Annotated in this window: 19 protein-coding genes; 15 read left to right on the top strand and 4 right to left on the bottom strand. The window is 49.1% G+C overall.

Annotated features, from left to right (window positions below; translation table 11 throughout):
• Window positions 1-44: 44 nt before the first annotated feature.
• Both pcrA and ligA read left to right on the top strand, forming a co-directional pair.
• Window positions 45-2,270 carry a DNA helicase PcrA gene (gene pcrA, locus P397_RS0114640; protein ID WP_026833959.1) on the top strand — a complete coding sequence of 742 codons (2,226 nt, stop codon included), beginning with the start codon at window positions 45-47 and terminating at the stop codon, window positions 2,268-2,270.
• Window positions 2,271-2,284: 14 nt separating this feature from the next.
• Window positions 2,285-4,279, top strand: a complete 1,995-nt coding sequence (gene ligA, locus P397_RS0114635; protein WP_028106985.1) for an NAD-dependent DNA ligase LigA — start codon at window positions 2,285-2,287, stop codon at window positions 4,277-4,279.
• Window positions 4,280-4,365: 86 nt separating this feature from the next.
• Here the strand turns inward: ligA and P397_RS0114630 are convergent, their stop codons facing one another.
• On the bottom strand, window positions 4,366-4,941 hold the full coding sequence (locus P397_RS0114630) for a class D sortase (protein ID WP_028106984.1): 576 nt from the start codon (window positions 4,939-4,941) through the stop codon (window positions 4,366-4,368).
• 134 nt (window positions 4,942-5,075) lie between these two features.
• Between P397_RS0114630 and P397_RS0114625 the strand changes: the two genes are divergently transcribed.
• The 3 genes from P397_RS0114625 (at window position 5,076) to P397_RS0114615 (ending at window position 8,475) form a co-directional block, all read left to right on the top strand.
• Window positions 5,076-6,254, top strand: a complete 1,179-nt coding sequence (locus tag P397_RS0114625) for a CamS family sex pheromone protein (protein ID WP_028106983.1) — start codon at window positions 5,076-5,078, stop codon at window positions 6,252-6,254.
• A 187-nt stretch (window positions 6,255-6,441) separates the two neighbouring features.
• Window positions 6,442-7,296: a MurR/RpiR family transcriptional regulator gene (locus tag P397_RS0114620; RefSeq protein WP_028106982.1), complete on the top strand. Its 855-nt coding sequence runs from the start codon at window positions 6,442-6,444 to the stop codon at window positions 7,294-7,296.
• A 12-nt stretch (window positions 7,297-7,308) separates the two neighbouring features.
• Window positions 7,309-8,475 (top strand): amidohydrolase, encoded by a 1,167-nt coding sequence (locus P397_RS0114615; RefSeq protein WP_028106981.1) that lies wholly within the window; start codon window positions 7,309-7,311, stop codon window positions 8,473-8,475.
• Between the two features lie 80 nt (window positions 8,476-8,555).
• Here the strand turns inward: P397_RS0114615 and P397_RS0114610 are convergent, their stop codons facing one another.
• Window positions 8,556-8,747, bottom strand: coding sequence for a YwbE family protein (locus P397_RS0114610; RefSeq protein ID WP_026833953.1), 192 nt, complete (start codon window positions 8,745-8,747; stop codon window positions 8,556-8,558).
• Between the two features lie 190 nt (window positions 8,748-8,937).
• Between P397_RS0114610 and P397_RS0114605 the strand changes: the two genes are divergently transcribed.
• The 3 genes from P397_RS0114605 to glsA all read left to right on the top strand — a co-directional run bounded on the left by P397_RS0114605 (window position 8,938) and on the right by glsA (window position 13,551).
• A complete protein-coding gene (locus P397_RS0114605; RefSeq protein ID WP_026833952.1) occupies window positions 8,938-9,804 on the top strand; it encodes a DnaJ C-terminal domain-containing protein in 867 nt (288 codons plus the stop codon).
• Window positions 9,805-9,810: 6 nt separating this feature from the next.
• Window positions 9,811-12,384: an ATP-dependent chaperone ClpB gene (gene clpB / locus P397_RS0114600; protein ID WP_028106980.1), complete on the top strand. Its 2,574-nt coding sequence runs from the start codon at window positions 9,811-9,813 to the stop codon at window positions 12,382-12,384.
• A 234-nt stretch (window positions 12,385-12,618) separates the two neighbouring features.
• Window positions 12,619-13,551, top strand: a complete 933-nt coding sequence (gene glsA, locus P397_RS0114595) for a glutaminase A (protein ID WP_026833950.1) — start codon at window positions 12,619-12,621, stop codon at window positions 13,549-13,551.
• Here glsA and P397_RS0114590 read toward each other — a convergent pair.
• Window positions 13,548-14,330 carry a CHAD domain-containing protein gene (locus P397_RS0114590; protein ID WP_028106979.1) on the bottom strand — a complete coding sequence of 261 codons (783 nt, stop codon included), beginning with the start codon at window positions 14,328-14,330 and terminating at the stop codon, window positions 13,548-13,550. The genes glsA and P397_RS0114590 overlap by 4 nt on opposite strands.
• A 97-nt stretch (window positions 14,331-14,427) precedes the next feature.
• Between P397_RS0114590 and P397_RS0114585 the strand changes: the two genes are divergently transcribed.
• From P397_RS0114585 to P397_RS0114565, 5 genes are all read left to right on the top strand, one after another.
• Window positions 14,428-15,783 carry an MATE family efflux transporter gene (locus P397_RS0114585; RefSeq protein ID WP_026833948.1) on the top strand — a complete coding sequence of 452 codons (1,356 nt, stop codon included), beginning with the start codon at window positions 14,428-14,430 and terminating at the stop codon, window positions 15,781-15,783.
• Window positions 15,780-18,338 (top strand): bifunctional lysylphosphatidylglycerol flippase/synthetase MprF, encoded by a 2,559-nt coding sequence (gene mprF, locus P397_RS0114580; protein ID WP_028106978.1) that lies wholly within the window; start codon window positions 15,780-15,782, stop codon window positions 18,336-18,338. Before P397_RS0114585 ends, mprF begins: the two co-directional genes overlap by 4 nt.
• Window positions 18,339-18,735: 397 nt before the next feature.
• Window positions 18,736-19,884, top strand: coding sequence for an N-acetylglucosamine-6-phosphate deacetylase (gene nagA / locus P397_RS0114575; RefSeq protein WP_028106977.1), 1,149 nt, complete (start codon window positions 18,736-18,738; stop codon window positions 19,882-19,884).
• 3 nt (window positions 19,885-19,887) lie between these two features.
• Window positions 19,888-20,646 carry a glucosamine-6-phosphate deaminase gene (gene nagB, locus P397_RS0114570; protein ID WP_028106976.1) on the top strand — a complete coding sequence of 253 codons (759 nt, stop codon included), beginning with the start codon at window positions 19,888-19,890 and terminating at the stop codon, window positions 20,644-20,646.
• A 204-nt stretch (window positions 20,647-20,850) separates the two neighbouring features.
• The gene (locus P397_RS0114565; protein WP_035387679.1) at window positions 20,851-21,948 is read left to right on the top strand and encodes an LCP family protein; all 1,098 of its coding nucleotides are present in this window, start codon (window positions 20,851-20,853) and stop codon (window positions 21,946-21,948) included.
• Between the two features lie 64 nt (window positions 21,949-22,012).
• Here the strand turns inward: P397_RS0114565 and phnF are convergent, their stop codons facing one another.
• Window positions 22,013-22,750 carry a phosphonate metabolism transcriptional regulator PhnF gene (gene phnF, locus P397_RS0114560; protein WP_028106975.1) on the bottom strand — a complete coding sequence of 246 codons (738 nt, stop codon included), beginning with the start codon at window positions 22,748-22,750 and terminating at the stop codon, window positions 22,013-22,015.
• Window positions 22,751-22,878: 128 nt separating this feature from the next.
• Between phnF and P397_RS0114555 the strand changes: the two genes are divergently transcribed.
• Window positions 22,879-24,030: an alanyl-tRNA editing protein gene (locus P397_RS0114555; RefSeq protein WP_028106974.1), complete on the top strand. Its 1,152-nt coding sequence runs from the start codon at window positions 22,879-22,881 to the stop codon at window positions 24,028-24,030.
• Window positions 24,027-24,455, top strand: a complete 429-nt coding sequence (locus P397_RS0114550) for a GNAT family N-acetyltransferase (RefSeq protein WP_028106973.1) — start codon at window positions 24,027-24,029, stop codon at window positions 24,453-24,455. The genes P397_RS0114555 and P397_RS0114550 overlap by 4 nt, the downstream gene beginning before the upstream one ends.
• Window position 24,456: the final 1 nt, after the last annotated feature.

Genomic DNA, 24,456 nt, shown 5'->3' with positions numbered 1-24,456 from the left:
AATATAAGAACAAAAGTTCGGAATATAGAAATGAGGCTATTTAGATGTTTAATTTAAGTGAACAGCTTGTCAGCGGTCTGAATCCGGAGCAAGCAAAAGCGGTCAAACATACGGACGGACCCCTGCTGATCATGGCGGGAGCAGGATCAGGAAAAACACGTGTTTTGACGCATCGCGTCGCCTATTTGATGGCTGCGAAACAAGTCGCCCCGTGGAACATCTTGGCGATCACGTTTACGAACAAAGCGGCACGCGAGATGCGTGACCGGATTTCCCGGCTCGTCGGTGGTGTCGCCAACGACATCTGGGTGTCGACCTTCCACTCGATGTGTGTCCGGATGTTACGTCGGGACATCGAAAAAATCGGCTACAACCGAAATTTCACGATTCTCGATTCAAGCGACCAACAGTCGGCGCTTAAACTTGTGTTAAAAGAACAAAACCTCGATCCGAAGAAATGGGATCCGCGGTCGATGTTGTCGATCATCTCAAGTCAAAAAAACGAATTGCGGAGCGCGGAGTTTTACGCCTCGATCGTCACGAACCCGTACGAAAAAACCGTTGCTGAAATCTACAAAGGGTACGAAGCCGTCTTGCGCCGCAATAACGCGCTGGATTTTGACGACTTGATCGGGAAGACGACCGAGTTGTTCAAACAAAATCCGGACGTTTTGGCGTTTTACCAACGCAAGTTCCAATACATCCATGTTGATGAGTATCAGGATACGAACAAAGCCCAATATGATCTTGTCAATCTGCTCGCAGCGGCGCACCAGAACTTATGTGTCGTCGGGGACTCGGATCAGTCGATTTACCGTTGGCGCGGAGCCGACATCGCCAATATCCTGTCGTTTGAGGAAGACTATCCGACAGCGAAAGTCATCCTGCTTGAACAAAACTACCGGTCTTCAAAACGGATTCTGGACGCGGCGAACCACGTCATTCAGAACAACAGCACCCGTAAAGATAAAAAACTGTGGACGGAAAACGCGGAAGGCGAAAAACTCGTGATCCATACAGCAGAAAACGAACGGGAAGAAGCGTTCTATATCGTTCAGGAAATCCGCAATGCCTTGCGTTACGGGATGAAATTAAACGATGTCGCGATTCTGTACCGGACCAATGCCCAGTCACGGGCGATTGAGGAAACGTTGCTCAAATCCAATGTTCCGTACAAAATGATTGGCGGCACGAAGTTCTACGACCGGAAAGAAATCAAGGATGTCTTGGCTTATCTGCGTCTGATTTCGAATCCGAACGAAGATTTATCGTTTGCCCGCATCGTCAATGAACCGAAGCGCGGAATCGGCGCGACGACGATCGATAAATTACGTGATTTCGCGGATTTACAGGGAGTCTCCCTAATGGAAGCAATCCGTGACATCGAATTGTCGAGCATCGCCCCGAAAACGGCAGCCAAACTGACGGACTTCCGGACGATGATTCTTGGTCTGCAACAGATGCAAGAGTTCATCAGCTTATCCGAGCTGGTCGAAGAAGTGCTTGAGAAGAGCGGCTACCGTCAAGTCTTAAAAGAAGACAAGACACTTGAAGCACAAAGCCGTCTCGAGAACATTAACGAGTTCATCACGGTAGCGCAAAACTTTGAAAAAGAAACGGCACAAGCGGATCCGGAAGAACAGACGATCATTGCCTTCCTGACCGATCTGACGTTGGTCGCTGATGTCGATTCCCTGGATGAAAGTGATCCGGGTGAACAAGTGACGTTGATGACGTTACACTCGGCCAAAGGTCTCGAGTTCCCAATCGTCTTCCTGATCGGAATGGAAGAAGGCTTGTTCCCGCACAGCCGTTCGTTGCAGGATGAAGATGAGATGGAAGAGGAGCGTCGTCTCGCCTATGTCGGCATCACACGCGCTGAAAAACGATTGTATCTCTCGCACGCGCGAATGCGTTCGCTGTACGGACGGACGAATGCCAACCTCGAATCCCGTTTCCTCGCCGAATTACCGGAGGAAGTGCTCGAGCGGACCGGCAAAAAACCAAAACCGTTGCCGTGGGAAGATCGTCCGGTACCGCAAGGAAAAGCCGTCATCGGACGTTCGGTCACGAAACCGACGGCGATGAAGACGTCCGGTGCTGAATCACTCGGCTGGAACGTCGGGGACAAGGCGGAACACGGGAAATGGGGACGCGGAACGGTCGTTCAGACACGCGGATCAGGTGACAGCTTAGAAATCGACATCGCTTTCCCGGAAGTCGGGGTCAAACGATTGCTTGCGAAATTCGCACCGATCAAAAAGGTATGAGTGGAGGCACCAAGATGACAGGACAAGTACGAATCGATGAATTGCGCCAGAAACTGAACCAGTACAGTTATGAATATTACGTCCAAGATCAGCCGACGGTACCGGACAGCACATACGATCAACTGTTGCATGAACTGACGGAGCTTGAAACCGAACATCCGGAGCTGATTACGGCCGATTCGCCGACACAACGTGTCGGCGCGGCTCCGCTTGACGCGTTCGAGAAGGTGACACATGACTTACCGATGTTGTCGCTCGGGAACGTATTTGATGAGACGGAGATTCGCGAGTGGGTCGCCCGGATTGAACGGTCGCTCGGCCGTTCGACGACATATGTCGCCGAATTAAAGTTTGATGGTCTGGCGATTTCCTTAAAGTACGAAGACGGACGTCTCGTCCGCGGTGCGACACGCGGCGACGGAACGGTCGGTGAGAACATCACGCAAAATCTGCGGACAATCAAAGCCTTGCCGTTGCGGTTACGTCAAAATGAAACGGTCGAGGTACGTGGTGAAGCTTATATGCCTAAACAATCTTTCGAACGCCTGAATCAAGATCGGGCGGAACGGGAAGAAGCCTTGTTCGCCAATCCGCGGAATGCGGCAGCCGGAAGTTTACGCCAGCTCGACTCGTCGATTACGGCATCCCGTAATCTGTCGTTGTTCGTGTATGGTGTTGGTGTCAATACACTCAGCGCCCGTTCGCACAGTGAAGCGATGCTTCAGCTTGCTGAACTCGGACTGCCGACGAACAAAGAGATGCAGACGTGTGAGACGGTGGAAGATATCTTGGCTTACATTCAGCACTGGACGGTGGAACGGGCAACACTTCCGTACGAAATCGATGGGATCGTGCTGAAGGTTGACCGCTACGATGATCAAGAAGAGCTCGGGTTCACAGCGAAAAGTCCTCGTTTTGCAACGGCTTATAAATTTGCTGCAGAAGAAGTCATGACGACGGTCGAAGAAGTTGATTTCAGTGTGGGACGAACCGGGAAAGTCACGCCGCGTGCACGCTTTGCTCCGGTCGTCGTCGCCGGCTCGACGGTCAGTTATGCCACACTCCACAATGCCGATTTCATCACGGAAAAAGATATTCGTCTGCATGATCAAGTCATCATCAAAAAAGCCGGCGATGTCATTCCAGCGGTCGTCAGTGTCGTCGTCTCAGAACGGACAGGGAACGAACAACCGATTGAGTTTCCGACACACTGTCCGGCTTGTGCGTCGGAACTTGTTCGCCTCGAGGGCGAAGCGGATATCCGATGTGTCAGTCCGGAATGTCCGGCACAATTGGTGGAAGGCATCATTCATTTTGTGTCGCGACAAGCGATGAACATTGATGGACTGGGCGAGAAGGTCGTCCGCCAATTGTACGAAAACGAAGCGATTCGGACCTTAGCCGACCTGTATCGGCTCGATCGGGAAGAATTGTTGACATATGAGCGGATGGGCGAAACCTCGGTCGAGAATTTACTGAAGGCGATTGAAGCGTCCAAGAACAACTCATTGGAACGGCTGATGTTTGGTCTTGGTATCCGATTGGTCGGACAAAAAGCGGCCTACTTGTTAGCCGAACGGTTTGATACACTCGATGGTATTGCACAAGCAGAGTACGACGATATTCTGGCGATTGACGGCATCGGCAGTAAGATTGCTGATTCGGTCACGAAATATTTTGAGCATCCGGAAGCGCAGGCCTTGATTCAAGATTTGGCTGCACTGGGACTTAATCAACAGTTCCTCGGACAACGGGTCGACCAGTCGAACGCGCCACTGGCCGGAAAGACGATTGTCCTGACGGGCACACTCGAAACGCTGAAACGTTCTGAAGCCGGAAAACGGTTGGAATTGCTCGGGGCAGACGTAACCGGCAGTGTCAGTAAAAAAACGGACATTTTGGTGGCAGGAGAGAAGGCCGGTTCGAAGCTGACGAAGGCGGAATCGTTAGGAATTGAGATTTGGAATGAAGCGCAATTGCTCGAAGAGTTAGCCAAATATGAAGGGTAATACAAGGTTGATCAAGTGGATGACCTGAATAAAACAAGGGACTGACTCAAAAGTCAGTCCCTTTTCGTATTAACGTGGACAATGAATCACAGTGACTCCGTTTTGATCAAAGTCCCTTGTTTAATCAAACGATTGGTTGCCGTTTCCGGCGGGTCACATGTGATGAGGGTGATGGTCGCTTGTTTGACGTCTTGATTCAAGACGGAGACATCAGTTGGTTTGACGAGCTGTGACGTCATCATCTTATACGTATAGCGGTGACTTTTTGTCGTCACGATGACGTGCGCTCCCTGTTTTAACTCCGGCAAGCGATTGAAGTGAAGACCTTTTGTGAAGCTGCGGTGTCCCGCTAAGGCATAATTTCCTTTACCCGGTGATCCGGTCTGTTTGATGTGCCCGATACTTTGGTCAAGAATGTCGGTCGAAGCTCCTTCTAAGATGACCTGCTCAAAATCAAGCGACGGAATCGTCAGTAAACCGGCTCCCGAAGTCGCGACCGGTCGTTTCGTTTCTTTGGCATCGACGGCTTTCAAATCCTGTGTCCAACGTTGTTTCAGTTCTTCAGCGGCAGTTTGTTTTTGATGCGAGGTGTAGAGCGGCCAGATGATAAGTAAAATACCAGCGGTCAATAGAAGCAGACCTAAAATTTTTTGTCGTTTCATAAAAAAATCCTTTCGTCTGCTGAAAAGCAGGGTGTACTTTTTTGAAAAACAGGGAAAAACTACACCTTCCCCGATGGAAAACTATTCTGTTATGATAGAGAGAACGATTTTAAAAACATGGGGTGCGTAAATCAATGAAATATAAAAAAATGATGGCAGTGACGTTAACAAGTACATTGTTCCTCGGTGCGTGTTCGTTTGACTTATCACAAAAAAGCGATACAACAGAAGTCATTACAGAAAGTGAACAAGGAAAAGAAGTCCAGGCCGTCGTCAGTCCGGCGATCGATACGACAGATTCTTATTACCGGACCGTTTTACCGTTTCGACCAAGTGTTGCACGCGGTATGACACAAAAACGTGTCAGCTCGCGCCTTGAGCTGGATGAAATCGAGACCGGCTTGATGCGGCATTCGACGCAATTCTTTGATCCGGAAAAATATTATTATCAAGAAGGTCAATTGCTGGAAGCGGATCAAATCGCCCAGTGGCTTTTGCGCAAAGGGAAAGCCGGAGACGGAGTCAGTGACCCGAACGGATTAAACCCGGCGTATACGACCGGAAAAACTTACAAAGAAAAAAACCAAAAGTCTCCTTTGATTCTATCGCACATCCTCGAGCAAGACTATATGTTGGAAGAAGATAAAAAGCTGGAGCTCGGCGGGACGTCAATCGCTCTCGTCTTAAACAGTGAGTATGTCTTCCAGGATGAGAATTATGGACCAACCTACACGGTCAAGCTGGATGAGAAAAAGGTCGTCGCGCAAGGGAAACAGATGGCGAACGAACTCGTGAAGAAGATGCGAAAAACAGAAGGCATGAAAACGACACCGATTCATGTGGCGTTGTACCTGCAAGAAAATGAAGGGTCACCGGTTTCCGGTCATTACCTGTCGTCTGCTTTCATTGGACGCGGGAACCAGATCAGTGCCAACGACTGGAAAAACTATGATGAAAAGTATTATTACTATCCGTCAAGTGCTGCAACCAATGATGTCCGCGATGATGCGGCCAAGTTTGATCTGTTCAAGGACCGTTTGGAAGACTACTTCCCGAACTACACCGGCATGATGGGGGAAGGGTTTTACCAAGAAGGTGAGCTGAAAAAACTGGAGATTAAGATTCCGGTTCAATTTTACGGAAAAGCAGAGCTTGTGGCGTTCATTCAGTACGTGACGTACCTGTTGGAAAACCGTTGGGAGTACAATCGTAATGTCCCGACGACGATTACCGTCACGAACCTGAACGGAGATACGGAAGCGATGCTGTTCGTCGAGCCGGATACGAAAAAACCAATCGTCAAAATTCGTTGATTTCAGCATTAGAAAAAGGGCTCTTTGCGAAAGCGGGAGTCTTTTTTGCTACTTAATTACATCGATGGACTTGTTTGGATTTACGAAAGCTATCTTGGAGGAGCATAATAGAAAAGAAGCATAATGCGGATCAGGCGGATTGACGCTGAATTCGTCTGTTTTAATCCATTGTAAGGGAGAGAATTGCATGAAAGGTGGTATTTTTTCACAGATTAGTGCTGTCCGCGAAGAGTTGCCCTCTTCATCACGGAAAGTCGCTGATTTTGTTTTGGCGCATATGAATGAAATTGCGGGAATGACGATTCATCATTTAGCGGAAGAATCGGGAACGAGCGCGGCTGCCGTCGTCCGTTTTTGCCGGGCGCTTGGTCTAAAAGGATATCCGGAATTGCGGATGCGGATTTCAGCCGATACGGCACGGACGGATTTAAAAGGGTATCACGATATCGAAAAAAATGAACGTCCGGCGGATCTGGTGGAAAAGACATTAAGCAACAGTATCCAAGCCTTGCAGGATACGGCGAAGCAGCTCAGTGAAAACCGGATTGCGCAAGCGACGGAAGTGTTGGATCAGGCACGGGCCATTTATTTTTATGGAATCGGGGCTTCCAACGTTGTCGCCTTAGATGCCGCACAAAAATGGACACGGGTCGGTAAATTGACGATTCAAGAATCCGACCAACATCTCGTTGCGACGATTCTTGCGAATGCGAGTCCGGAGGATGTCTTTTTTGCGATTTCTTACAGCGGGGAAACGGAAGAAGTCGTTGAATTGATTCGTCTTGCCAAGATTCGCGGTTTGAAAGTCATCAGTTTGACGCGGTTTGGGGACAACCGGATCAGTCAGCTCGCAGACATCGCGTTATGGACGTCGCGCGCACCGGAAGCCCCGTTACGCAGTGCGGCCCTCAGTTCCCGGTTGGCACAGTTGTTTGCGATTGATGTCTTGTTCTTGTCCTATGCGGCAGTACATTATGACGATACGATTGAGCGTCTTCAATATACACGGGAAAGCGTGAAGATGTTGCACAGCAAAAAATAGGAGGCGTACATAATGAAACAGACAGTGGAAGAGATGGTTGAGCAGTTATTTCCAGTCATGGTTGAACGGCGTCGTTATTTACATCAACATCCGGAACTGTCGTTTCATGAAGTCGACACACCACGGTTCATTGCCGAACGATTAACCGAGCTTGGGATTGAAGTCCGAACCGGAGTGGGCGGACGAGGTGTCGTCGGGACAATCCGCGGTGGTCAACCGGGCAAAACGGTTGCGTTGCGGGCTGATTTTGATGCCTTGCCGATTCAAGATGAAAAAGAAGTCGACTACCGGTCGACGGTTCCCGGTGTCATGCATGCTTGCGGTCATGACGGTCATACGGCCACGTTGTTGGCGGTTGCGGAAATTCTTGTCGGTCAAAAAGAACACTTGGCGGGAAATGTCGTGTTGATTCATCAACACGCGGAAGAAGTCGTCCCGGGTGGAGCGCGTGACATGATTGCCGATGGTTGTTTAGACGGCGTCGACGTCATTTTCGGGACACATCTCTGGTCGACGACGAAGCTTGGTACCATCGGTTACCGCGTCGGTCCGGTCATGGCGGCAGCTGATAAATTTGAGCTGACATTGTTTGGCCGCGGCGGACACGGGGCGAAACCACACGAAACGATTGATGCCGTCGTACTTGGAGCGACCGTCGTCAAGGAACTGCAAAGTATCGTCAGCCGACGACTTGATCCGTTGCAACAAGCTGTGTTGACGATCGGCACCCTTCATGCCGGAAATACGTTTAACGTCATTGCCGACAGTGCGGAATTGACCGGAACGATTCGGACGTTTGATCCGCTCGTCGCCGATCAGATCGTCAAAGAGATGGAGCGGACGATCAAAGGCGTCTGTGACGCGGCAGGGGCAACGTATACGTTCCGATACGAAAGAGGTTATCCGGCGGTCGTCAATCATCCGGTGGAAACGGAACTGGTTCGTGCCGTCGCAACGGACGTCGTCGGAGCAGATCAGGTCTTTGAGATTGCGCCGACGATGGGTGGAGAAGACTTCGCCTATTACTTGCAACAGGTCCCGGGGACGTTTTTCTTTACCGGTGCAGGCGATGAAACGTTTTATCCGCACCACCACCCGAAATTTGATTTTGAAGAACAGGCGATGCAATATGCCGCCCGGATTTTAATCGAGGCAACGAAACGTTATCTGGCGGAATGAGCCGTGAAAAAGACACCCGTTTTTTGGTGATAGACCAAAAAACGGGTGTCTTTGATGTAGAGGGTGTCGTGTACGGATGATTATAAAATTTCTTGAACCCGACCGACTTGTCCGTCTTCGAGACGGACTTTAATACCGTGCGGGTGATTCGGTGACTTCGTCAACAAATCTTTGACGATGCCTTCCGTCCGTTTGCCTGTCCGTTGATCCTGTTTTAACACGATACTGACTGTTTGTCCGATTTTGACGTCGGCTCGTTTTTTCCCATCCATGTCTTAATCGCTCCTTTTAGTAATGATAGTTGTCAGTATATCATGCTTCTCCGAGCGAAACTTGTTTGAGGAAAATCCGTAAAGTGAAAAGAACAAAAGAATCGTTCTGAAAAAGTTTGACTATATTTGACCAATGGACTGACCAATTCTATAATTAAGATACAGAACAAAAGTAAAAGGAGTGATCAGAGTGGCGAAAGATTATTATCGAACGCTCGGCGTCGAGAAGACAGCCTCGAACCAGGAAATCAAGCGAGCGTACCGGAAGCTGGCAAAACAGTTTCATCCGGACGTCAACCAAGAGGCAAGCGCCGATCAACGGTTTAAAGATATTCAAGAAGCGTTTGATGTCCTCGGGGACGAAGAAAAACGGGCACAATATGACCGCTACGGCAGTAACTTCGAACGGATGGCTGGAGCGGGAGCGGGACAATCCGCAGATTATGACGATCTGTTCCGTCAATTTAACGGACGTCAATCACGACCGACCGGATCAGCCGGGCAATCGTTTGGTTTTGAAGACATGTTTGGCTCCTTCTTCAGTCAAGAGGAAGAAGCGACCGACGAGGAACTCGAGTTGACCGTCCCGCTCAGTCATCTCAGCACGAATGAGAAGGTGACGATTCGTTTGGCATCCGGTGCGATTCAAATGAGTCTTCCAAAAGATTTATATGACGGTAAAAAAGTCCGGTTGCGCGGAAAAAGTTCGATGCGGAATCGAAAAGGTGTTGCCGGGGACGTGTATGTGACGATCCATCTCAAAGATGATGATCATTTCCGCCGGCAGGAAACGGATGTCATCTCAACCGTCCGCGTGTATCCGACGGTATTTGTCCTAGGAGGAGAAGTGGTAGCGGATACGTTGGAAGGAAAACGGGTGAAGCTGAAAATCAAGCCGGGCACAAAACCGGGGGCACGTCTCCGGATTCCGAATCGTGGACTCAGCAATCGAGAGGGTCACCGGGGAGCCTTGCTTGTTCAACTGGAAGTAAAACTTCCGGAAATGGATCCAGCGTTTTATGAAGAATGGGAAAATCGTTTATCTGTGAAGGAGTGACGTGAAATGGATTTCGAAAAATTGACAGATCGCGCGCATGAGGCAATCGTATCGGCACAAGCGATTGCCAAACAACGTCGACACAGTGAGATTACGGAATGGCATCTCTTACTCGCCTTACTTTCTCAGGAGGAAGGGATTGCCCGCATCGTTTTTGAGAAGCTCGACCAACGGATTGATCAGTTGGAGACCGGAATCAACGAAGCAATCGGGCGATTACCGGCACTTGCCCAATCCTCGACTCCGCGCATCAGCAACTCCTTGTTGCAAGTCTTGACGGAAGCGGAAACAGAAGCCAGATTGATGCAGGATGAGTATGTCTCGGTTGAACATTTGCTGCTGGGGCTGATCAAGCAATCCAGTCCAGCGACCCAGTACTTGCGGAGCCAAGGCGTGACGGAACAGCTGCTTCGTGAAGCCATCATCGAGATGCGCGGGAACCGGAAAGTGACGACCAAAAATCCGGAAGCGACCTTTGATGTCCTCAAGAAATACGGCCGCGACCTTGTTGCTGATTTTCGGTCGGGTAAAACGGATCCTGTCATTGGACGGGATGATGAGATTCGCCGGGTGATCCGCATCCTCAGCCGCAAAACAAAAAATAACCCTGTCTTGATCGGGGAGCCGGGCGTCGGGAAAACGGCAATCGTCGAAGGACTGGCACAACGGATTGTCCGGGGTGATGTGCCGGAAAGTCTGAAGAACAAACAATTGTTCAGTCTCGATATGAGTACGCTTGTCGCCGGTGCCAAATACCGGGGCGAGTTTGAAGAACGGTTGCAGGCCGTCCTGAACGAAGTGAAAGAAGCGGAAGGTCAAATTCTGTTATTCATTGATGAACTGCATACGATTGTCGGAGCCGGAAAGACGGACGGGGCAATGGATGCCGGGAACATGTTAAAACCGATGCTTGCCCGCGGAGAGTTACATTGTATCGGAGCAACGACGCTGGATGAGTACCGTAAATACATCGAAAAAGATCCGGCACTCGAACGCCGGTTCCAACAAGTCCTCGTGGCGGAACCGGATGTCGAAGATACGATTTCGATTTTACGCGGCTTAAAGGAACGGTTTGAGATTCACCATGGTGTCCGGATTCATGACAATGCCCTCGTCGCAGCAGCAATCCTGTCAGATCGCTACATCACGGACCGCTTCATGCCGGATAAAGCGATTGATCTTGTGGATGAAGCCTGTGCGATGATTCGGACCGATATGGAATCGATGCCGGCAGAACTCGACTCGTTGGTCCGACGGGTGATGCAGCTCGAAATCGAAGAGGCGGCATTGAAAAAAGAAACCGATGACGCCTCACGCAAACGACTCGAGATTTTACAACAGGAACTCAGTTCTGTCCGCGAAGATGAAAGTGCACTCCGGACACGTTGGCAACGTGAAAAAGACAGCTCGCAAAATGTCCAACAATTGCGGGCGGATCTCGAAAAGGCGAAATTGGCCCTGCAAGAAGCAGAAGGACGATATGATTTAAATACAGCGTCTGAAATCAAGTACGGTCAGATTCCGGCACTTGAGAATCAGTTGAAAGTAGCGGAAGAATCGGCAGAGCATGTGTCGCATGAATTAGTCCGTGAGGCGGTGACGGACGAAGAAATCGCAGATATCGTCTCGAAGTGGACAGGGATTCCCGTGACCCGTTTGGCACAAGGGGAACGAGAAAAGCTGTTGTATCTGGAAGAGACGCTTCATGAACGGGTTTTCGGTCAGGATGAAGCGGTCCGGCTGGTCTCGGACGCCGTCATTCGGGCACGGGCTGGCATCAAGGACCCGAATCGTCCAATCGGTTCCTTCTTATTCCTTGGTCCGACCGGTGTCGGGAAAACAGAACTGGCGAAAGCACTTGCCGCAGCGATGTTCGACAGCGAAGACCACATCGTCCGGATTGACATGTCGGAGTATATGGAAAAACACAATGTCTCTCGTCTCGTCGGTGCGCCTCCGGGCTACGTCGGTTACGAAGAAGGCGGTCAGTTGACGGAAGCCGTCCGCCGCAGTCCGTATTCGGTTCTGTTGTTTGATGAAATTGAGAAAGCACACGGCGACGTCTTTAACATCCTGCTGCAGGTCTTGGACGACGGCCGTTTAACGGATGCCCAGGGACGGGTCGTTGATTTTAAAAATACGATTGTCATCATGACGTCGAACATCGGCGCGAACATTTTGCTCGAAGCGGCGAAGGATGGGGAAATCGATGCGGCGGAAGAGGAAGCCGTTCGCCAGGAATTGAAAAATTATTTCCGGCCGGAATTCTTAAACCGGATTGATGATACGATTCTGTTCCATCCGCTTCACCGGGCGGAAATCGAACGAATCATTGATAAAGCAGTCAGCAAAATGAGTGATCGTCTGTCGGGTCGTGAGATTACGATTGATGTGACGGAAGCAGCAAAAACGTTGATTTTCAATGAAGCCTTTGAACCTCAATATGGTGCGCGTCCCATCAACCGTTATATTCAACGGACGATCGAGACGAAACTTGCACGCGCCTTGATCAGTGGAGCGATCCAAGACGGTTCGCACGTCGCAATCGATACAGACGGGACAGAATTGATCATTCGCTAAGGACTACAAGCAGGAGGCTGACTCACAAGTCAATCTCTACACAGACGAGGGTGGCAGATGATAAGTCTGCCACCCTTGTCTTGTTCAGAAGGGATCACTCACTTGAGGAAAGCGCGTGCTTCCTTTTTGAGGTGGTCCCTTTTTTTGACGACGACAGTTGAAAAAGAAGAACGGTCATATCTCGTTTCCAAAAAGCATGATAAGCTAGTGAAAACGACAGGAAGAGGGACTTTAATGAACGTAACGCAACAACAACTAGAAGAATTAATTGCAGAATGCCGTCCGTATACGGTGCTCGGGCAAGTGGCAAGTTATATTCCAGAACTGGCAAAGTCGGAACCGACACAGCTCGGAATCGCGGTTTGTAATGCAGACGGGACGTTTGTGTCTGCCGGTGATGCGGAAACGATGTTTACGTTACAAAGTGTTTCCAAAATCATCACACTGGCCTTTGTCTTAGAGACGTTCGGCGAGGATTATGTGTTCTCGAAAGTCGGGATGGAACCGACCGGCGATGCGTTCAACTCGATTGCGAAACTCGAGGAGACGATTCCGACGAAGCCGCTTAATCCGATGATCAATGCAGGGGCGCTTGCCGTCACGAGTATGTTGCCGGGAGAAGATGCGGCGGACAAGTTAAATCAACTGCGTCAATTCATTGCCGACCTGCTCGACATCGAACTGGATATGGTCAAATATGATGCGGAAGTCGCAAAATCTGAATTTGAAACGACGGATTTGAACCGGGCGTTGCTCTACTTTATGCGTTATCATGGAGTCATTGAAGGAAATGTTGAAGAAATCATCGATGTGTATACCAAACAGTGTGCGATTTTAACGAACTGTAAGGGTCTGGCGATGATGGGCAAGATTTTAAGCCAGTCCGGGAAAACCCCTTCGGGAAGACAAGTCATTTCCCGTCGGAATGCGCGGATCATCCGGGCAATCATGACGACTTGCGGCATGTATGATGCTTCCGGTGAATTTTCGGTTCAAGTCGGATTACCGGGAAAGAGTGGGGTCTCCGGCGCAATCGTCGCGTGTGGTCGAAGTGATTTCGACATGGCGGATCTTGGCATCGGTATCTTCGGACCGGCACTGGATTTGAAAGGAAATTCAATCGCCGGAACAAAAATGCTTGAACTGCTTGTCCAACGCCATCCTTAAGCGAACGAGAGTTGATCGAGCATCTTCGCTAACTTTCGTTCGAGACGTGCGACTTCTTTAGCTTGATCCGGCGCTTGCGCGACCGGTGGACTGAAGAGACGCCAGCGTTCTAAACGGTTGTACGTATCGTTGACGTCACCGAGTTGAGTCTGAATGCGTTTAAGTCGGTCGACAGTGGTCTTTTGGACATCCGTGTAAGGACGCAAGTATTCTACCGTATACCTGTAGAACTTCGTCGCAAGACGCAATTCGTGCATCATCTGAATCCGTTTTGACCCTTCCTTGTGTTGGACTTTTTCATAGTTCAATTTCTTTTTATCGAATCGTTTTTCAGCAGTTTGAAGCAGCTCCTTTTCATGGATGCGTTTCAACTGTTTGGTCAAAGGACCTGCCAGGAAGCGGCGGACCGAACGATCCAGTTCATTTGAAATCAACAGATGCATCGTTTCAATCAATGTCGCGCGTTTTCCTTGCAACTGCAAAGCGAGATGTTCGGCAAACAATTGTTCAATCGGTGATTTGACGGATTGTTGGCTCAATTGGACGTCCAAGTCCCGGACTTGCCCGAACGCATGCATCAGACGTTTCCAAATGAGATAAATCGGTTCTTCCGTTTGATCGAGTAATTTGGCGAATGTAATCAATTTCCGCAGACGAATCCGGGCCTGGTGTACATCCTCCGGATTTTTAAAGGTTTGTGCTTCTTTGGCATAATGATTAAACGTCGACCAGGTTTCCAGCAATTCAAAGGTTAAATTTTCGACATCACGATGATTCATCTGAATCCCTCCTTATGTGTTTTACGTAGAACAGACGACGGCAGTGACCGTTGATTAAAAATAGGGCGAATGTGTTGCCCTGGAATGTGGTGGAACAATGTTAGAGACAACTACGCTATCCGGAAAGATTCAGCAATTCATGAAAATCTTCTTTCCGATTCTGGTCACACAGGTAGCGTTTTACTTAATTAGTTTTTTTGATACTGTCATGGCGGGTCGTTACGGATCAGCTGATTTGGCGGGTGTCGGCGTCGGAGCCAGTTTGTGGGCGCCTGTTTATACCGGATTGACCGGTATTTTATTGGCTGTTGCGCCGCTTGTCTCCCAGGCGATGGGTGCCCGGAAGGAACGGGAAGTCAAACGAATCGTCATCCAGGCTCTGTATGTGTCGGTCGTCATCATTCTGCTGACGGTTGTCCTTGGATTTTTACTCGTCAACCCGATTTTAAATCAGATGGAGTTATCCGATACCGCGCGCCACGTGGCTCGTGTCTATCTCATCATGTTAGGTTTTGGTATCATTCCGATGTTTGTCTTTTTTGTCCTGCGTACCCTGATTGATTCGTTAGGGAAATCAAACATCACGATGACGTTATTATTATTCTCTTTACCCATTAATGTCGCTTTCAATTATCTGTTCATCTTTGGAAAGTTTGGTTTTCCTGAGCTGGGCGGAATCGGTGCCGGAGTGGCGACGGCCATCACGTACTGGATTTTATGTCTCGCGGTCATCGGCGTCGTCTTAAAAGGAGAACTGTTCCAGCGCCTCGGGATTCTCCGGCGTTTCTATAAACCGGATCTCAAGCGGATTAAAGAATTGGTTTTACTCGGTGCACCAATTGGATTGGCGATTTTTTCAGAAGTCAGTATCTTTTCAGCTGTCACGTTGCTGCTCGGCGCCTACGGCGATGTCGTCATCGGGGCCTATCAAGCTGCAATCAACTTCGCTTCCTTCGTCTATATGATTCCGCTCTCTGCCGCTTCGGCATTGACGATCACGGTTGGATTTGAGGTAGGGGCAAGACGAGTCAAGGATGCCGTGCAATATGTCTGGATCGGCTTGTTGCTGTGTCTCGCCGTCTCTTTATTTTCAGGCGCATTGCTCTACGTTCAAAACGAACAGATTGCGGCCTTATACAGTAATGATCCGGCTGTCATCAAAATGGCTGCCCACTTCATGATCCTCGCGATTTTCTTTCAGTTATCGGATGCGATCGCCGCTCCGACCCAAGGAGCGTTGCGCGGCTTCAAAGACGTTAATGTCACCTTCATTTTGACGATCACCGCTTACTGGGTCATCGGCTTGCCGCTTGGATTCTACTTTGAGCGTTTTACAGCGCTTGGACCAGACGGGTATTGGTGGGGACTGATCATCGGACTTGCCGTTGGCGCCGGTCTTCTGTTACTCCGCTTAATGCATCTCGTCAGAAAATCGAAGGAGGTTGCAGAATGAAAATCAACAAACAACGCATCATCACGATTGCGAAAGTCATTTTGCCGATCGTCTTGATTGCTTTCATTTTCTATCAGGGACAAAACGAATTAAAAAGTTTGTCGTTGAAAGAATCGATTCGGGCGATTCAGCAAATTCCGTCTTGGGAATTTATTTTATTGATTCTCGCGGGATTGGCAGCTGTCGCGACGATGTTCTTTTATGATGTGTTCTTATTACGCTCGCTCCAAGTTAAAGTGCCGCTTGGATTGATATTTCGGGCGTCGTGGATCGCCAATTCGTTTAACGGCATCATCGGTTTCGGGGGACTGGCGGGGATTGGTGTTCGTTCAGCGCTGTATCGTCCCTTTGTCGAAGGGACGCGGTTGCTGAAAGCAATCGGATGGATGGCACCGACATTAATCAGTGGATTATCCATCTTGTCTGCTTTGTCGTTGCTGAACATTTTCCCGGCATTTGAAGTGCTGGATCTGAAAAAATGGTTATGGCCGGTCATTATCGGTGTGGCCTTTTTCTTCCCGGTTTATCTGCTGTTTACGTTCCGACGGGGGAGCAGCAGCATCCGTCCGTCTTCGATTGCCCTGTATTCGTTAGTGTCACTCGCGGAATGGTTCAGTGCCGGAGTCGTTGTCTACTTCATCTTGGCGGCGCTCGGAACGGATGTCAGCTTTTCAAAAGTCATCGGCGTCTTCATCATCGCAGCGACAGCTGGATTGATTTCGATGGTTCCCGGTGGATTTGGTTCGTTCGACTTGGTCTTTTTGATCGGAATGCAACGCGCCGGCGTCGAAGAAGGAATCGTCTTGACGGGACTGTTGATTTATCGACTGGTCTATTACTTGATTCCGTTTGTGATTGGTGTGATTTTCTCGGCACGTGAATTCAGTGGTCCGGTCGTCAAAATGATTGAAGACAAACCGATTGTTGGACCGTCCGTTGAAGTCGGAGGAGTCATCTGGCGGCTTCAATTACGCTTTTTAAGCAAGGTGCGGCACTTTACGCTCGCCTTGATTACGTTACTGGCCGGAATTACGATTTGGGGATTGGCGATTTTACCGCCTAACTCCACTCAATACGAATACCTGGAGGCCCGTCTGCCGCATGAGTTATTATTGCTTGCCAACAGTTTCTTTTTAATGGGCGGTCTTCTGTATGTGTTACTCGCGCCCTCCTTATACCGGCGGACAAAACGTTCGTTGTATATGGTATATGGCGCATCGGTCTTTGCCCTCATCGGGATGGCTCTCCGTGGATTTAATCTGATTTCGTTGTCCATCGTCTTGATTGTTCTCATCCTGGTGATGATGTCGCGGAACGCGTTTCAACGGGAACGGACCTTGATCACGACGACACGGCTGATTCGTTCAGCAATTGCCGGATTTTTATACATCGGCGGCTTCATCTTTTTTGGATACGCCTTTTATACACTCGGTTCTGCAGATGGAACAAAAGTCTACCCGGCACATGAAATCTTTATGTTCGCGGCGAGTGCCTCGATCTTTGCCCTGGTCTACACGCTTGTGTTCATCCGTTTGTTCAATACATTTAATCAACCGGTATTGGGAGAAAAGTTAGATGAACAAAAAGTGCGGCAGGTTTTGGCAGAGCAAGGGGGGAACTACTTAAGTCATCTGGCTTTTTTAGGGGACAAACGATTTTTCTTCTCGGAATCCAATCGTTCGTTCATCCAGTTCAGTCAGACGGGCAATCGAATCATGATGCTCGGTGATCCGAGCGGTGATCCGGAAGAACATTCACAACTGATTGCCTGCTTTTTACGCCGGGTTGAAGACTTGGGCTACATCCCGAATATCTATCAGATTCAAGCGCAAAATATGTCGTTGTATCACGATTTTGGCTTCAACTTCTTTAAACTGGGTGAAGAAGCGATCGTTGATATTACAAGCTTCACGGTCTCAGGGAAAAAGCGGGCCGGATTGCGCTCGATTAAAAATCGTTTTGAGCGGGAGGAAATGACGTTTGATGTTATTTCGCCTCCCTTTACAGAAGAGTTCCTGCACCAATTGCGTGATGTCTCGGATGAGTGGTTAGGTGGAAAGTCTGAAAAAGGATTTTCGCTAGGTTATTTTAAGGAAACCTATCTGAACCAAGCGCCGATTGGTGTGATGCGGGATGCAGAGGGACAGATGCTTGGTTTCATGACTTTCATGCCTGCTTACCAAGAAGGTGTTTTGTCGATTGATTTGATGCGTTTTCGTCCGGACGGACCAAACGGTATCATGGACGCGATGTTCATCCGCTTGTTCGATTATGCGAAAGACAACGGCTACCATACGTTCAATATGGGGATGGCACCGTTATCGTCAGTCGGAGAGGACGAGACGTCCTTTTGGCAGGAGCGGGTTGCAGCAGACGTCTTTAATAACATCCGGTATATGTACAGTTTCACCGGCTTAAGACGGTACAAAGAAAAATATGATCCGAAGTGGGAAGGACGTTATCTCGCTTACCGGAAACGCCAATCTTTGACGATGGCGATCCTGAAAGTAACACGTCTCATCTCGAAGAAAAAAGATCGGATTTTATTGCCGTAACGACTCAAGAAGGATTGCTTCCGAGGCAGTCGCTATACAAAATAGGACTGACTCAAAAGTCAGTCTCTCCAAAGGTAAGGGTGGCAGAATGATAATCTGCCACCCTTATCTCGTAAAAAAGAATTACTCGTTACACGCAACTCCTACAGGCAAAAGCGCATTTTGCGCTGTCAGAGACAAACAAGATCCGCTTTCCTGCTTGAATGAGGCAGGAAAATGGGCTTGTGTCTCGCCTGAGGAAAGGGCGTGAAAAGACGAGTGATTCTTTTTTGAATCAGCTTCATTTTTCTATTCACGGTTAAATGTATAAAGGTCTATACAACTAGAATCAATCGCGTTATACTGAGGAAGAAGAAACATTGACGGCCGGAATCATGAACCGAAAGGGAGCGAAAACATGACAAGTATCATTCATGCAGAAATTTATACAGGTCAGACGATCATTCACGACGGCTACATCCGATTCGATCATGTCATCGAAGAAATCGGTGAGATGACGGAGTACATTCCACGTGAAGAGACAGTCATCGATTTAAAAGGAAAACGGTTGATACCGGGAATGATTGATATTCATGTCCATGGCGGATACGATGTCGACACGATGGATGCGAGCCGGGACGGATTGATCCGTTTCAGTGAAGCGATGCTTGCGGAAGGTGTCACTTCCTTTTTTGCGACGACGATCACCCAAGACTGGGACCAGATTACGAAAGCCTTGGAAGTCGCGGAGGAGGTCATAGCTTCTCGCCAAACGACGGTCGAGGGAATCCATCTCGAAGGACCGTTCATCAATCCGGATTATGCCGGTGCACAGCCTTTGGAACACATCGTCGAACCGAGCGTCGAACAGTTCCTGAACTGGCAACAGGCTTCCGGGAATCAGATTAAACTGGTCACGTATGCACCGGAACGACCGGGCGCACGGGCATTTGAAGCGGCCGTCCGAGAGACAGGGGCGATTCCTTCTGCCGGTCATACAGACGCGACGTTTGAACAAAATCGTTCTGGTGCGGTAACGCACGGAACACATCTTTACAATCAGATGCGGGCCTTGCATCATCGTGAACCGGGGACGGTCGGGTACTGTCTGTTGGAGCGGACGGTGTTCGCCGAGATTATTCCGGACGGCATCCACAGTTCAAAAGAGATGGTCGAATTCGCTTACCGGATGAAAGGTCCGGAACGATTGACGGTCATCACCGATGCGATGCGGGCAAAAGGTTTAGCGGACGGAGAGTATGAATTAGGCGGACAGGCGGTATATGTGAAGGACGGGGCTGCGCGGCTTGCGACTGGCAATTTAGCAGGAAGTGTCTTGACGATGGATCAGGCGCTTCGCAATATCATTGCGTTCACCGGCTGTTCACTGGAACAAGCCGTGCAAATGACATCGGTCAATCAAGCGGAAGAGTTTGGTCTGACACAAAAAGGGCGGCTTGAACAAGGAAAAGATGCGGATTTTGTGGTATTAAGTCCTGATTTGGAAGTGGAACAGACGATTCACCGCGGGACGATTCATCAATTTAGAGGACAAGAGGGGGAATAACGAATGAAATGGATGATTGTAAAAAAAGCAGAAGAACTAGCAAACGTTTCGTACCAGTTAATGAAGCAGGAGATTCTGAGACATCCGGAAGGCTTGACGATCGGACTTGCGACAGGCAGTTCACCACTTGGTGTGTATGAAGAGTGGCGTCAAGACGAACTGGATTGCCGTCACGTGACGACCGTCAATCTCGACGAGTATGTCGGACTCAGTCCGGACCATCCGCACAGTTACCATACGTTCATGAAGGAGCATCTCTTTGATACGGTGACGTTCAAGGAATCGTATCTGCCGATTGGCAACACGGCGGATTCACATCAGGAAAGTGAAAGGTACGAGCAACTCGTCCGGACGTTGGGAATCGATATTCAACTGCTTGGGATCGGCTCAAACGGTCATATTGCCTTTAACGAGCCGGGAACACCGTTTGACGCGAAAACACATGTGACGGAATTAACGGAATCGACGCGGATGGCGAATCAGCGGTTTTTTGACCGGTTGGAAGATGTCCCGACAGAAGCGATTACGATGGGAATCGGAACAATCATGGAAGCGGAGAAAATCTTGCTTGTCGCATCCAGTGAACGAAAAGCGGAAGCGGTTCGGGACATGATGGAAGGACCGGCGACGGTCGATTGTCCGGCGACGATTTTACAACGGCATGCGGATGTCATGGTTGTCCTCGATGAAGAAGCAGCCGGTTTATTATCAGAGGAAGCCAAGCGGACAGGGCGGGCAGCCTATACGAATTTCATGAAATGAGTCAGATAAACGTTCCTTTCGTCAATGCCTTCGGTATTTGCGACAGGGAACGTTTTTTTGTTTACCGAAGTAACTTTTGTTCAACGTCAAAGAAATGTTGCGATCTGATCTTAACCGAATCGTAAATTGACATTTGTATAAAAGTCCGGATAATGGAGGATAGTGAACTTTACAGAAAATTTACATGAAAATGAGGGCTCAAAGATGCAGACGAGATCAGCAAGAAAAAGGCAACCGAGCGCTGGGAAGATGTTCCTTAAAGTGATTGCTGCCTTGTTATTACTCTTCACTGTCATTGGTTCCGGTTATGCGGGAGCAGTTTTTATAAAAACACAAGAAACATTAGCGCGAACACAAATTAACATTCCAGGATCAAATGTCAGTTCGAAGTACGACGATGTGCCGTCGGAGTCATTCCTGATTTTAGGAACGGATGAGACAAAGGCGAGTAAATCACGGAATGAACCGGCACGATCAGATGTCATGATTGTCGGGGTCTTGAATAAAAAGACCGAACAGCTTGTGTTGACGAGCATTCCGCGGGATTCTCTTGTCAACATCGACTACTCGAAATACGACGTGCCTTACGGAAAAACAGGCGTCGAGCAGGATAAGATCACGCATGCCCATTACTTTGGCTCAATGGATCAATCGAACTCCTACAACGGTATCAAGCTAGCACGTGAGACGACAGAAAACCTGCTTGGCATTCAAATCGATCACGTCGTCAAAGTCAATTTCCAAGGATTCGTTCAGTTGATCGATGCTTTGGACGGTGTAGATATCGATGTCCGTTACGCCTTTAAAGAACAAGATTCAGCGCGAAAAGCTGGGACGATTACCGTCGAAAAAGGAATGCAACATCTGAGCGGTGAACAGGCACTTGCCTATGTCCGGAACCGCCATGACGATCCGCTCGGGGACATCGGGCGTGGTCAAAAACAGATGCAAGTCATTCAAGCCGTTGCGAAAGAGGCGGCGAGCTTCCGGTCACTAGGTGCGTACCGTGACATTTTGGATGCAGTCGGAGACAACGTCGAAACGAACCTTGGTCCGAACGACTACACACGTCTGGCGGACTTCACGACGGCATTACGTGATACGACAGAGTACCAGCTTGCCGGAGAAGGATATATCGGCATCAGCGGCAAATGGGAATATCACCTTGATCCGAATCAGTTGGAACTCGTCAAAGCGAATTTAGCCAAAGCGATGCAAGGACAAGAGGTTGCTCCACTTGAAGAGGAAACGGAAACACCTGTATCGACTGACGAAACAACAGTAGAAGAACCTGTTCAATGAATTTAAAAAAGACCGTTTTTCCATCATTAACTGATGGAAAAACGGTCTTTTTTTACGATTCAGGTCATCCACGTTGCCGTTCCATTTCGACCGTAAACGTATACCGGTCGCCCCGGTAAGCGGAAATGACGTACTCAAACGGTTGATTGGTCGCAAGAAACGTCAATTGTTCGACGGACAACACAGGAGAGCTGACCGACAATCCGAGATGCTGTGCCTCTTCTTTTGTGGCGAGACGTGACTCGAACGTCTGACTGGCCCGCCCAAGGTTAAGTCCACTGGCTTCCGCAAAAGCATACAAGGAAGTGATGGCGACTTCTTGATTCAAGCCGGGTAACAGTTGTTCCGGAATATAGACAGTTTCAAGTGCAAGCGGTTGTTCATCAGCAATGCGTAACCGCTTTAATTCGTAGATCTGAGCCCCTTCACGAATTCCGAGTTTGTTGGCAATCGGCATGTCAGCAGCAATCATTTGATAGGACAAGAGTTCACTCGCCGGTTCCAGACCGAGATGTTCCATTTCCTCCGAAAAGCTGGTTAATCCAGACAGTTGCATGACGATTTTTTTGTTGGCGACGAACGTACCCCGTCCTTTTTGACGGATCAGATAGCCGGCATTCACTAAATTCGAAATCGCTTGACGCACCGTCATTCGGCTGATTTGATGAGCTTCGGCGAACTCTCGTTCAGAAGGGATCAAATCACCGGGCTGTAACAAGCCGCTTTCGATTTGTTGTTTTAAGGCAGCTTCAATTTGGTAGTAGATTGGAAGTGGTGAATTTTTATTGATGTGCTGAATCACGGCATTTCGTCCCTTCGCGGTCGATAGTCTTTCATCTAGTGTACTAGGAAAAGGGGATGCCGACAAACGATTGTAGTTAATTTGTGGCATAATAGAAGCGAAATCAGATGAAGAAAGGTGGACGTAGGATGCGTCTTGAACAAATTTACCCGGAGGTCCGGACGTTCGAAACGACCGTGACGGATGTCAAAGACCAGCAAGGGCAATGGGTTGCGCTTGAGAAAAGTTATTTTTATCCGGAAAGCGGCGGTCAACCGGCCGATCGGGGCACACTGAACGGAATCCCGGTCCTTGATGTGCAACTTGAAGAGGGAATCGTTTGGCATCGACTTGAAACACCACTCCTTGAAAACGAAGTGCAAGGTACAATCGATGACGGCACGCGAACAGATCATGCCGCCCAGCATACAGCCCAACATGTCATTTCCGCGATTCTTCAAGACGAGTTTCAAATCAAGACGGTCAGCTTCCGTACCGGATCAGAAGAATCGACACTGGATCTTGAGTTGAACGAATGGACTGAAACGATTCAAAACCGTCTGGAGGACCGCTTGCGAAGTGTCATTCGAGCGGCGTTGCCAATTACAGCAACGGAATATACAGAAGCCGACGCTGTCCGATTACCGTTACGGAAAACACCGCAAGTGACAGGACAGATTCGGGTTGTCCAGATCGGCGAACTTGATTATAGTGCTTGTGGAGGGACGCATCTCGGATCGACATCGGAACTGGAACTGATTTTATTCACGGGTCAGGAAAAAGTCCGGGGGAATGTCCGTTTGATGTATGTTGCCAAAGACCGCGCTTTTCGTTTGTTGACGGCTGAACGACGGGTCTTAACCGAGACGGCACGGGCATTGTCCGCGAAAAAGGATCAGGTCCATACCGTCGTCGAAGAACTTAAACAGGAGCAACTCCGGTTGAACCGTCAAATTGGACAAGCGGAAGATTTACATGTCACCAGCGTTCTGCAACAGGTGTTGACTTCATCAGACCCCGTCTTGGTGTTGCACCATGAACAGGAAAATATCCGATTTTCCGAAAAGATGATGAAAGCCTTGGCAGAGGAAAAACGGACAGCGTTGATTTGGAATGAGGCCGCTAAAAAATTATTGATGTGCAGTTCAGGACTGGTCCATCTCGGCAAATTTGCGAAAACCCACTTAAAACAATTTAATGGACGCGGCGGCGGAAGCGAAAAAAATGCCCAAGCCTTGTTTACGACGTATGAAGATGCAAGTGGCTATATCGAAGCATTGAAGGAGGAATTACATACATGACGGTAATTCAGGTAAAGACAGCAGAACAACAACAGGCAGTCCGGATGATTCGCGAGCGCGTTTTCGTCGAAGAACAGGGGGTGCCGCGTAATTTGGAATATGACACGCACGATGAAACAGCGATTCATCTTCTCGTTCTCGATGAAATGAATCGTCCCGTTGCAACGGGACGGACGCGTCCCTATGACGAACAACGGATGAAGGTGGAACGTGTCGCGACGCTTGCTGCGACAAGGGGGAAAGGATACGGCGGCGAATTGATGCGGGCGATGGAACGGGTGGCTCGGCGGGAAGGGCGGACGATTTTGACACTCGGTGCCCAAGTCCAGGCGATTCCGTTTTATCAAGGTCTCGGATATGTAATCGTGTCGGATGAATTTGATGATGCCGGTATTCCGCACCGGACGATGGAGAAAAAAATTTAAC

This window comes from Exiguobacterium undae DSM 14481 (genome assembly GCF_000620805.1).
In the GTDB taxonomy this organism is placed as follows: Bacteria; Bacillota; Bacilli; order Exiguobacteriales; family Exiguobacteriaceae; genus Exiguobacterium_A; species Exiguobacterium_A undae.
The sequence above is the reverse complement of the archived record's forward strand: the minus strand, read 5'-3'. Positions and strand labels throughout refer to the sequence as shown.